10 protein-coding genes and 3 tRNA genes are annotated in these 11,438 nt (G+C 29.8%); 10 read left to right on the forward strand and 3 right to left on the reverse strand.

From position 1 onward, the window contains the following. Nucleotides 1-58: 58 nt before the first annotated feature. Entirely contained in the window at nt 59-823 is a 765-nt protein-coding gene (locus M9396_RS00785) for an alpha/beta fold hydrolase (RefSeq protein ID WP_250240990.1), read from the forward strand. Between the two features lie 219 nt (nt 824-1,042). Further along, on the forward strand, nt 1,043-1,570 hold the full coding sequence (fldA, locus tag M9396_RS00790; protein WP_250255901.1) for a flavodoxin FldA: 528 nt from the start codon (nt 1,043-1,045) through the stop codon (nt 1,568-1,570). A gap of 186 nt (nt 1,571-1,756) precedes the next feature. Here the strand turns inward: fldA and glnS are convergent, their stop codons facing one another. After that, nucleotides 1,757-3,418 (reverse strand): glutamine--tRNA ligase, encoded by a 1,662-nt coding sequence (glnS, locus tag M9396_RS00795; RefSeq protein WP_250256749.1) that lies wholly within the window; start codon nt 3,416-3,418, stop codon nt 1,757-1,759. Between the two features lie 918 nt (nt 3,419-4,336). On the opposite strand from glnS, the gene nagB reads away from it, so the two are divergent. The 5 genes from nagB to M9396_RS00820 all read left to right on the forward strand — a co-directional run bounded on the left by nagB (nt 4,337) and on the right by M9396_RS00820 (nt 7,087). After that, complete coding sequence (nagB, locus tag M9396_RS00800) at nt 4,337-5,140, forward strand: glucosamine-6-phosphate deaminase (protein ID WP_250256750.1); 804 nt, start codon at nt 4,337-4,339, stop codon at nt 5,138-5,140. A gap of 10 nt (nt 5,141-5,150) precedes the next feature. Next, nucleotides 5,151-6,311: an N-acetylglucosamine-6-phosphate deacetylase gene (nagA, locus tag M9396_RS00805; RefSeq protein WP_250256751.1), complete on the forward strand. Its 1,161-nt coding sequence runs from the start codon at nt 5,151-5,153 to the stop codon at nt 6,309-6,311. A gap of 443 nt (nt 6,312-6,754) precedes the next feature. Next, nucleotides 6,755-6,828, forward strand: a tRNA-Met gene (locus M9396_RS00810). 24 nt (nt 6,829-6,852) lie between these two features. Continuing rightward, nucleotides 6,853-6,934, forward strand: a tRNA-Leu gene (locus M9396_RS00815). 81 nt (nt 6,935-7,015) lie between these two features. Continuing rightward, a tRNA-Gln gene (locus M9396_RS00820) sits at nt 7,016-7,087 on the forward strand. Nucleotides 7,088-7,330: 243 nt separating this feature from the next. Here the strand turns inward: M9396_RS00820 and M9396_RS00825 are convergent. Both M9396_RS00825 and M9396_RS00830 read right to left on the reverse strand, forming a co-directional pair. After that, nucleotides 7,331-8,359 (reverse strand): FAD-dependent monooxygenase, encoded by a 1,029-nt coding sequence (locus M9396_RS00825; RefSeq protein WP_320411726.1) that lies wholly within the window; start codon nt 8,357-8,359, stop codon nt 7,331-7,333. Beyond that, nucleotides 8,340-8,501, reverse strand: a complete 162-nt coding sequence (locus M9396_RS00830; protein WP_250242394.1) for an FAD-dependent oxidoreductase — start codon at nt 8,499-8,501, stop codon at nt 8,340-8,342. The genes M9396_RS00825 and M9396_RS00830 overlap by 20 nt, the downstream gene beginning before the upstream one ends. Before the next feature lie 442 nt (nt 8,502-8,943). Between M9396_RS00830 and M9396_RS00835 the strand changes: the two genes are divergently transcribed. The 3 genes from M9396_RS00835 to corC all read left to right on the forward strand — a co-directional run bounded on the left by M9396_RS00835 (nt 8,944) and on the right by corC (nt 11,436). Then, nucleotides 8,944-9,936, forward strand: coding sequence for a PhoH family protein (locus M9396_RS00835; protein WP_250256752.1), 993 nt, complete (start codon nt 8,944-8,946; stop codon nt 9,934-9,936). 108 nt (nt 9,937-10,044) lie between these two features. After that, nucleotides 10,045-10,518: an rRNA maturation RNase YbeY gene (gene ybeY, locus M9396_RS00840; RefSeq protein WP_250256753.1), complete on the forward strand. Its 474-nt coding sequence runs from the start codon at nt 10,045-10,047 to the stop codon at nt 10,516-10,518. Nucleotides 10,519-10,551: 33 nt separating this feature from the next. Next, on the forward strand, nt 10,552-11,436 hold the full coding sequence (corC, locus tag M9396_RS00845; RefSeq protein WP_250242384.1) for a CNNM family magnesium/cobalt transport protein CorC: 885 nt from the start codon (nt 10,552-10,554) through the stop codon (nt 11,434-11,436). Nucleotides 11,437-11,438: the final 2 nt, after the last annotated feature.

Consider the following 11,438-nt stretch of genomic DNA (forward strand, 5'->3'; position numbering starts at 1 on the left):
TTATTTAGATCGTGATAAACAATATCTCAGTGTTATTTTTAATAAGTAATTATATTATATGCAGCTTAATTATCGATTACGAATGCTTAAAACTGTATGCCAAAGAACACCAGTCATAATACTCCATGGACTTTTCGGTGATCTTAGTAATCTTGGGATTATTGTAAAAAGCATAGCTCGATATTGTTGTGTCGTGCAAGTTGACTTACGCAATCATGGTCGTTCTCCTCATGAACGATCTATGAATTATTCGGTAATGGCACAAGATATCTTAGACTTGCTGGATCATTTACTAATAAACAAATGCATAGTTATTGGTCATTCAATGGGCGGTAAAGTTGCTATGACACTATGTATGTTGGCCCCTCAACGTATAAGCAAAATCGTGGTTATTGATATAGCTCCAATAAAATATAATGTACATAATCATGATAATATTTTTCATGCAATTGAATGTGTTAATATATCTGGAGTAAAAAATAGAAACGAAGCTGCGAATCTTATGCAACAGTGTTGTATCGACCAAACATTAATATTTTTTTTATTAAAATCGTTCCATCAAGGATCTTGGGTTTTTAATTTTTCGTCTATTAGAAATAATTATATTCATATCAGTGGTTGGAACACATACCAAACTTGGTGGGGTCCGGCATTGTTTATTAGGGGCGCATTATCTTCGTATTTTGATGATCGTTACTTGCACGATATTTACCATCAATTTCCGCAGGCGCGCATTTGCATGATACCTAATGCAGGGCATTGGGTGCATTGGGATAATGCTGCATATGTATTAAGTAAGATTAATGAATTTATTATCCATTAATTTTTCAATATATATATTTTATTTGATATTTTTGTAAAATTTATGTATTTGTGAACAAATAATATTAATGATTAATTAAAATTGATTAGCCATGATAATACAGGTATTATGAACGTTGTGATTGCGTCGACACTTTGATGTGATATTGCGAAGCTGGATGCATTTTGATTGATAATAAAAATACAATTTATGTTATGTAACATATAGGGTTAGAATACTATGAAATCAGCGTTAGTAGGTATTTTTTTTAGTAGTGATACAGGTAATACTGAAAAACTTGCTAAAATGATTCAAGCACAGTTAGGAAAGGATATCGCAGATGTTTTTGATATAGCTATGAGCTCTAAAGAAGATATAGAAAATTATGATAATGTACTATTTGGAATTCCTACTTGGTATTATGGAGAACCCCAATGTGATTGGGATATTTTTTTACCTGTACTAAGAAATATTGATTTTTCTGGAAAAAAAGTAGCAATTTTTGGATGTGGAGATCAAGAAGATTATTCAGAATATTTTTGTGATGCAATGAGCATTTTATACGATATTATTTTGAAAAACGGAGCTGTTGTTACAGGATTATGGCCTGCGTCTGGTTATCATTTCGATACTTCAAAAAGTTTAATTGATACGGATAAGTTTGTGGGATTAGCTATTGATGAAGATCGCCAACCTGAAATGACTGAAATTCGTGTACAACATTGGGTGAATCAAATTCGGAATGAGATGAATATTAACAACAAATAAAATAATTATATTAATAACTGTACTGTACATACTATTAGGATTATTACGAACTATCTTTGAGCATCATATATACGGGGTATGGTTAGTTTTATATAAGCGCGCTGTTATTATGTTTGTAGTATAGTTTATAGTTAATCAATAGAAAGATTAACCAAGTATAATTATGTAACAATTAAATGTATTTCTTTAGTAATTTTTAGATTCTTTTAGGGTTACAGTTCTGTTAAACACTAAATAAGATTTTTTAGAATAATGGTGGTCTAGGATAAAATATCCTTCTCGTTCAATTTGATACGGACCAAAGCTATAGGAGTGAATGATATTTTCTTCAACAACTCCTTGAGAAATTATTAAAGACTTAGGATTGATATTGGCAATCAAGTTGCTTGCAACAGAAGGATTGGGGTGAATAAATAGTTTATCATATAGACGAAATTCAGCTGATATATTTCTTGTTGCTGATACCCAATGGATTACTCCGGTAATTTTTCTGCCATCTACTGGGTTTTTATGTAAAGTAAATGGATCGTAACTGCAGTAAATACAAATGATATTTCCGTTTTTGTCTTTTTTGATACCCTCTGCTTTTATAACATAAGCGTATCTTAATCGTATCTCCTGTCCCAAGGTTAATTTATAGCATTTATTATTATTTAACATTTCGCAAAAATCAAAACGATCAATAAAAATTTCTTTACTAAAAATGACAGGACGAACCCCCATATCAGAGTTATTAGGATGATTTGGCATTTCTATTTTTTCTTCATATCCTACAGGTAAATTATTAATAATAATTTTTATTGGATTGATTACCGCCATAAGTCGTGGCGCATGTTTGTTTAAATCTGCACGAATACATGACTCTAAAAGTGATAATTCTATTTGACTTTCTTGTTTACTAATGCCGATACGATGACAAAATTCGCGAATTGATCTGGCTGTATATCCTCTGCGTCGTAATCCAGAAATAGTAGGCATTCGAGGATCATCCCATCCATCAACTATGTTTTTTGTAACTAATATACTAAGTTTACGTTTAGATGTGATTATATATTTTAAGTTAAGTCGAGAAAATTCATATTGAGTGGGGTGTGTATTTATATCAATATTATTTAATATCCAATTATATAAAATGCGATTCTCTTGGAATTCTAAAGTACATAAAGAATGAGTAATACCTTCTATTGCATCTGAAATACAATGACTAAAATCGTACGTTGGATAAATACACCAATTTTTTCCAATGCGATGATGTGGAGTGTATTTAATACGATATAATACCGGATCTCGCATCACCATAGAAGAAGAGCCCATATTAATTTTAGCGCGTAAACAGGCCTCACCTTCTAGAAAATCCCCATTTCGCATTTTAGAAAAATAAATCAAATTTTCTTTAATACTACGAGATCGGTATGGACTATTTTTACCAGAACGTGTTAATGTTCCCCGGTATTTTTTAATTTCATCTATGGATAATTCATCTACATATGCTAATCCCTTTTTAATTAATTTGATAGCATAGTCATACAATTTTTCAATATAATCGGATGAATAATGTACATCTCCATGCCACATAAATCCAAGCCATTGAATGTCATATTTTATACCTTCAACATATTCTTTGTGTTCTTTTTCTGGATTGGTATCATCAACTCGTAAATTGCATTGACCATGATAATATTGAGCAATACCAAAATTGAGGCAAATAGCTTTAGCATGTCCTATATGCAAATATCCATTAGGTTCTGGAGGAAATCGTGTGCGCACATCAGTATATTTCTTTGATTTCAAATCTTTATCAATAATATGGTTAATAAAATTAGGTCGATAATTCATAAGAATTTTCATTTTTTTATCCTTTTCTCAATATACATCATTGTTACTAATCCGTAGATAATATATCTTCATTTATTTAAATGATAATATTGAATTAAGATTATTACATAAAAATATAAAAAATTTTTAAAGAATATCATTCTATATAACAATTATAACATGCACTTACATAATATGTTGATAAGTACATTAATTAAGATTTGAAAATATTTAACAGCGTTTGTAATTGTTATTTTGAATGTAGATATATTCCGCGGAATAACCGTAATATAAATCAAGTAATAATAGATTCTATTTTTATAATTACGATGCCATATTTTACATATGCAAACCAATATAGATTGGCATCTACATATTTTTTGTACAAACATTATAGTCATTGTAATTATTTTGTTTCAGATCAACAAGTAGGTAATTCTGTAGATTTTCATTGTTACTCAGCTTGAGAATAATATAAACGTTACTTTGCTGTTGTAAATTTTAGTACTTCTGTATAAAATATATTCGTGTTAGTTTTATTGCGAGCAAAATAACGTTTTTTGAAATAAATTAATCGTAGATCTTTATTTAAAGACGGTTGTAATGCGCAGGAATATGTAATTTTTTATATAAATTATACGGGATGTTTCCATAACGGAGACAAAGGCATGTATTTAAGTATTAAAATAATTTGCAAATAATCATACGTTGATATGCATAATTGTTCGATAACTACTGGAGCACGTAAGGAACTAATTATCCAATGAAGTGTGTTTATGTCTATAATTTGTTATCATTACAGTACTGTGCTAATAAAATTATTATCTTTAATTTTAAAAAAGAGATTTCATCAGGTCCATAATTAACCATATATATAATTTATAGTGTTTTATTAGTTTTTAAATAATATAGGACGATTTATTATCAGCTCAATTAAACAAGGATCTTTATATGAGAGTTATATTTTTAGATACCTCTGATCATGTTGCTCAATGGGTTGCGCACTACGTTGTTTGCTGTATTAATTCTTTTCATCCTACCATCGACAATCCGTTTGTATTAGGTTTACCTACAGGAAGAACTCCAATAAAGACTTACGAAAATATTATAGCACTGCATCGGTCTAAGCAAATAAGTTTTAAATATGTAGTAATATTTACTATGGACGAATATCTTGGTTTATCTCATTCAGATTCAAAAAGTTATTATACTTTTATACATACAAATTTTATTGATCATGTTGATATTCCTAAAGAAAATGTCCATTTTTTAAATGGAAATACCAATAATGTTAAAGATGAATGTAAACGATATGAAGAAAAAATAAAATTATATGGGGGTATTCATTTGCTGATAGGAGGGGTTGGTAGTGATGGACATCTTGCTTTCAATGAACCTGGCTCTTCTTTAACATCGCGCACTAGAGTTAAAAACTTAAGTAAAGAAACTCGTGCATCAAATGCTAAGTTTTTTGATAATAATATTGATTCTGTCCCTAAATTTGCGTTAACTATTGGCATTGCTACATTAATGGAGTCACGAGAAATAATAATAATAGCAACTGGAATAAATAAAGCAATGGCAGTACAAGCAGCAATTGAAGGCAACGTTAATCATATGTGGACTATTAGTTGTTTACAGTTGCATCCTAGATCAGTATTAGTATGCGATGAGCTATCAACTATGGAATTAAAAATGAAAACGGTTAAGTATTTTCAAGAACTAGAAATAAATAATCAGACGATTATAATGTAATTTCTAAAATATGTATGCTTTAATTAATAGTACAATATATACTGGTAAGGAAATTATTGACAATCATGCGCTTATCGTTTCTAAGAATGTTATTAAAGCTATTTGTTTGAATAGCGAGTTACCTAAAAACATAGATGTACATGATTTATCAGGGGCTTTGTTGACACCTGGATTTATAGATTTGCAAATTAATGGATGCGGCGGCGTACAATTCAACGATCATATAAATGCAATATCAATATGTACGCTTGAGAAAATGCAGGTAACTAACCAATTTTCAGGGTGTACTAGTTTTCTTCCAACGTTGATTACTAGTGATAATGTTTTGATGCAACGAGCTGTTGATGTCATGCGTGTTTTTTTGTCTAAAAATAAAAATCAGGCCTTAGGATTACATTTAGAAGGGCCATTCTTAAACTCTATAAAAAGAGGTATACATAACCCGATATTAATTCGTTTGCCGACAAAAGAGATGATAAGTTATCTGTGTGAGAATAGTGATGTCATCAGAAAAATAACTCTTGCTCCTGAACAATTAGATATGACATTTATTCAAAAATTGAAAAAATCAGGTATTTGTGTTGCAATTGGACATTCTAATGCTACTTATGAACAAGCACGATTTAGTTTTTCATACGGTGTTAGTTTTGGAACCCATTTATTTAATGCTATGCCTCCGTTAATTGCTCGTGAACCTGGTGTTATCGGAGCTATTTTTGATGTACCAGAAATATATTGCAGTGTTATAGCAGACGGTTTTCATGTTCATTGGGCTAATATTAGATATGCTAAAAAAATTAAAGGAGATCGTTTAATTTTAGTAACTGATGCCACTAGTCCTGCGGGCTCTAATCTTATTAGATCCCGTTTTCTTTTTTCTAACAAAACTATATATCATCGTAATAACATATGTGTGGATAGTAAAGGCATACTTAGTGGATCGACTTTAACAATGATTCAAGCAATAAAAAACAGTGTTAAATATGCTGGAATACCGTTAGATGAAGCTGTGCGTATGGCTACCTTATATCCAGCCAAAGCTATCGGAATGGACCATTGTTTAGGTAGCCTAGAAGTAAATAAGATTGCTAATTTAACCGTTTTTAATACAGACTATCAAATAAGAAAAACTATAGTTAACGGAAAAATAGTGAATACATCATTGTCATAAATTCGACTACATATAGACATATACTTAAATGAATGTTCATTCATGATGGGATGTTTTATCTCATTAATGATTTTTTGGTATTAAACTAGCATTTTAAATTTTTATTACTATAAATTATGCGTTACCTTATTCATATATGAATAGGCTGAATTATTATGTGGAATAGCTTCATAATGAATGTTTCTATACAGAAACATTCTATTTTTGTTTTTAAATCAATTAAATTATGGTTATTTTTATATGGGCGTGTTCATAAAGTAAATCGTATAATTTTTTATAATTTTTTCAATAAAGTTATAAGTTTGTATAATAACTAGAAATATACCCCATTTTATATACATAAAAGAAAGTTGACGGATATTTTATAATTGTTGCATAATGTAGTACAAGTTTATGTGTTTTGGTTCGCAATTGGAGCATAACACAGGACAATTAAATATATTGGCTACGTAGCTCAGTAGGTTAGAGCGCAGCACTCATAATGCTGAGGTCACAGGTTCAAGTCCCGTCGTAGCTATTTATATAATTAGATAAGCACAACGCGGGAGTGGCGAAATAGGTAGACGCGTCAGAATTAGGATCTGATACTGAGAAGTATGCGAGTTCAAATCTCGCCTCCCGCATGTTGTCTATTTAAATGAGTATAGAAAAGAAATACATAAATAAATATAAAAATATACATGAGTAAGCATATTAATGATAAATGGGGCATAGCCAAGCGGTAAGGCAGCGGGTTTTGATCCCGCCATTCCCAGGTTCGAATCCTGGTGCCCCAGTAAATTTTCACATCATTATACTTAAATAACAAATATAAAATGTTGCGCGTTTAAAGTCTATATTATTTATCTTTAATGATTATTAAAGATAAATAATTAAAATATATTTAATCGGGAAATATTTTTGCATATATAATGTCATTGTAGTAATATAAGTATAAACATTTATTTTTATGATTACATTCGAAATAGATTTAGAATCTCGCTATATTTGATACAATATCGCAATATTGTAATATGTTCTTATATACCTAAAGCATATTTTAATACTTTTCTTTTTAGATACAAGGAGCGCTCAACTGCCATAAATGCAATGTTCCTAGCTATTTTTAGCGGCAAGTAATTATTATGAAAAACAACGTATAACCAATCTATGCATGATTGCATGATGAAAGAGTCATATTTACGGCTTTTTTGATAGGATATCAACACTTCTGAAATACTCGAATACTCGTCAAAAACACGTGAATTAATTAGTAATTGTGATAAACTCATGACATCACGAAGTCCTAGATTTATTCCTTGCCCTGCTAAAGGATGCAGAGAATGTGCAGCATCTCCAACTAATGCCCCTCCTGAAGTTATGTAGTTGTATGCACATTGACGAATCAATGGAACTACAGTCATATTGTGTAACTTAACACTACCTAATTGTTTTTGAAAATTATTCTCGATTTCTTTTTCCAACATTGCTACAGATAATTGTTGTAATTCACGAATACGCTCAGGAGTATTGTACCACATTAATGATCCCCAATGATTATGTAGCGGTAAAAATCCTATAGGACCATAAGGAGTAAATATTTGCCAAATTGTTCCACTTTTACATTTGTCTGTTTTAATGGTGAGCAACATACAAAATTGACGATATTTCCAGCCAATTATCCCAATTCCTAATATTTTTCGAACTTGAGAATAAATTCCATCAGCTCCTATTAATAAACGACTAATAACTACGACACCATTATCAAGAATACATCGCCAACAAAAACCGTCATAATGTGTGGATACTAATATAGATGGGCAATATAATGTTATTGTTTTGAAGTTTACGAAATCTTCCCAAAGTGCTGATTGTAGCCGATTGTTTTCGATAATGCACCCCATTGTGGATACCCCTGCAGACATGGCATTAAAAATTACTTTTGATGATGGACATTCCCATACTTCTAGGCAGTGATATGGAGTGCAAAAATTGGAAGGAATTTTTTTCCATATATTAATTTGTTTTAAGAATTCTATTGAAGCATAATTAATAGCAGCAACTCGAATATGCGGTTTTTTTTTTCATTGGAACAGGATGTGTATGATCTACTATAATTACTTTAATACCAGATTTAGAAAGACGTAATGCTAAAGATGCACCTATAATACCAGCGCCAAATATTAATACATCACAGAATAATTTACTCATAATATTTTATGATCTACATAAAGGTTAATCTGTATATAAGTATATTTTTATATGATATTAAGATTTTATGCAAGCGAATATTAATTTATGAAGTAATCGAGCATATAACGTATAGGAATTTCAAATTGAATAAATATTTAAAAATTTAAAGATTTAATTACAATCATATGTCCTTGACATATGATTGTAATTGTTTTAGCCTTCAGTATATTATTAATTTAATTTTTTGTTTATATTTTTAATATATTATCATACTTATTATTGTTTATTTTTTAGAATTTAAAGCATGTATTTAAAAACGTGGATATGTTGAAAATTTTTCATCACTTATGATGATGGATTTTTTTATTTCTAAATAATGTTACATCTTACATTTAATATCTTGATTCAATGTAAGTGTTATTATCAATCGTTTTTATTCTGATTAATTTAGGGGTAATTTTTGAATTTAAAAACTAAAGAAATTAGATTACAACCAGCAAATAATAAACGTTTGATCAGTCTATGTGGACCTTTTGATGATAATTTGAAGCAATTAGAATCTCAATTGAATATTACTATCAATAGGCGTGATAATTTTTTTAGATTAATAGGAACATCAGTATCAGTTAATGCTGCTACTAATGCTTTGGTGTCTTTATATTCGGATACAGAGACTGAATATGGTGTGATTCACGACATTGATCCAAAGCAAGTATATTTGACTATTAAACAAATCCAGATATTACAAACTCAATATACATGTACAAAAACAATTCGTAATACTCTGATACAAATTGAAACAAAAAATGGGATAATAAAGCCTCGTACAAAAAACCAATCAAAATATATTTATAATATTTTTAATCATGATATCACTTTTGGAATAGGACCTGCAGGAACTGGAAAAACGTATCTAGCTATAGCTGCTGCGGTAGATTTATTAGAGCGTAAAAAAAACAAACGTATTGTTTTAACTCGTCCTGCTATTGAAGCAGGAGAGAAATTAGGTTTTTTACCGGGTGATCTTAATCAGAAATCTGATCCCTATGTGCGTCCATTATATGATGCTTTATTTAATATACTTGGGCGCGAAAGAGTAGAGCAATTGATACAAAAGAATACAATAGAAGTAGCTCCGTTAGCTTATATGCGCGGACGTACGTTAAATGATTCTGTCATTATTCTTGATGAAAGTCAAAATACAACTATTACTCAAATGAAGATGTTTTTAACCCGCATTGGATTTCATTCTACAGTAATTATTACTGGAGATATCACTCAAATTGATTTACCATCTAATCAATCATCTGGTTTAACACATGCTATTAAAGTTTTACCAGTAATTAAAGACATTAGTTTTAATTTTTTTACTAAAGAAGATTCGGTACGTCATGCAATAGTAAGTCGCATAATAGATGCGTATGAAACATGGGATAATAAAAAAGAATTTTAAATATACATCAAAAGATATATAGATATACATGAGTGTAATTGTAAATTAAATTGTAAATAAGATAAATAATAACGATTAATAATTATTATTATGATAAAGGATTAATAGATGACAAATAATCAAGTGATTATCGATTTACAATTAGCATGTAAAAATTTACATGGATTACCTAATCGGAAAATGTTTCAGTCGTGGGTATCTGCTATATTTTCTGTATATAAAAAAAAAATAGAATTAACTGTACGTATAGTAGATATAAAAGAGATGCGCTATTTAAATTGGTATTATTTAAAAAAAGATTGCCCCACTAATGTTTTATCATTTCCTTTTACTCCGCCATTAGGAATAAAATCCCCATTACTTGGTGATGTAGTGCTTTGTCGTCAGGTCATAGAATACGAATCTAAAGAAAAAAATGTACCTGGTAGATCACATTGGGCACATATGATAATTCATGGGTCACTACATTTATTAGGGTATAATCATAATGTGGACAAAGAAGCTATATTAATGCAACGAGTAGAAAGAAATATACTTCAGCAATGTGGATATCGAACGTGTTGTCATGTTGCACATAGATAATAAAATTTTTTATAAGATATAGTAAATAATATTATGAATAATAATAATTCAGAGGAGAACGTTAATTCTATTCGTAAAAAAAGTTTTTTCACTTTTATATTACATCATCTCTTTCATAGTAGTCCTAAAAATCGCAATGATTTATTAAGTTTAATACGTGATTTCGAACAAAATTCTTTGATAAATTCAGATACTCGAGATATGTTAGAAGGGGTTATGGATATTGTTGAACAAAAAGTTAGAGATGTTATGGTACCTAGGGCGCAAATTATTTTTTTGAAAAATACCCAGTCTTGGGATGAACAACTTAACATTATTATAGAATCTGCTCATTCTAGATTTCCAGTGTTATATGGCAATCAAGATAAAATTAAGGGTGTTTTGATTGCTAAAGATTTATTACCATTCATATTAAAACAATCACAACCATGTAGTATTGATAAAATTTTACGTCCAGCAATGGTAGTGCCAGAACATAAAGGAGTAGATAGAATGTTACAAGAATTTCGTCTACAACGCTGTCATATGGCTATTGTAATAGATGAATTTGGAGGAATGTCTGGACTGATTACTATCGAAGACATATTAGAATTAATTGTTGGTGAGATTGAAGATGAGTACGATAATAAAGATAGTTTTAATATTTGTCAAATAAACCAACATACTTTTATTATTAACGCATTAACTCCTGTTGCAGACTTTAATAACATGTTTAACACCTGTTTTCATAATGAAGAAATAGATACTATTGGAGGTTTTATTATGCAATCTTTCGGGCATTTACCTACAAATGGGGAATCTATTGATATTTTAGGCTACAAATTTAAAGTTACACTCATAGACAGTCATCGTATTGTGCAATTACTTGTACAAATTCCCAAAAACTCATTATATACGCCTAAAGAAAATAATTTGTAGAT

Source organism: Blochmannia endosymbiont of Camponotus modoc, assembly GCF_023585785.1.
In the GTDB taxonomy this organism is placed as follows: domain Bacteria; phylum Pseudomonadota; class Gammaproteobacteria; order Enterobacterales; family Enterobacteriaceae; genus Blochmanniella.

Bases quoted from the DNA above. Each gene is read 5' to 3' on its own strand.
- M9396_RS00785 (WP_250240990.1), top strand. From the start codon at position 59: ATGCAGCTTAATTATCGATTACGAATGCTTAAAACTGTATGCCAAAGA.
- fldA (WP_250255901.1), top strand. From the start codon at position 1,043: ATGAAATCAGCGTTAGTAGGTATTTTTTTTAGTAGTGATACAGGTAAT.
- glnS (WP_250256749.1), bottom strand. From the start codon at position 3,418: ATGAAAATTCTTATGAATTATCGACCTAATTTTATTAACCATATTATT.
- nagB (WP_250256750.1), top strand. From the start codon at position 4,337: ATGAGAGTTATATTTTTAGATACCTCTGATCATGTTGCTCAATGGGTT.
- nagA (WP_250256751.1), top strand. From the start codon at position 5,151: ATGTATGCTTTAATTAATAGTACAATATATACTGGTAAGGAAATTATT.
- M9396_RS00830 (WP_250242394.1), bottom strand. From the start codon at position 8,501: ATGAGTAAATTATTCTGTGATGTATTAATATTTGGCGCTGGTATTATA.
- ybeY (WP_250256753.1), top strand. From the start codon at position 10,045: ATGACAAATAATCAAGTGATTATCGATTTACAATTAGCATGTAAAAAT.
- corC (WP_250242384.1), top strand. From the start codon at position 10,552: ATGAATAATAATAATTCAGAGGAGAACGTTAATTCTATTCGTAAAAAA.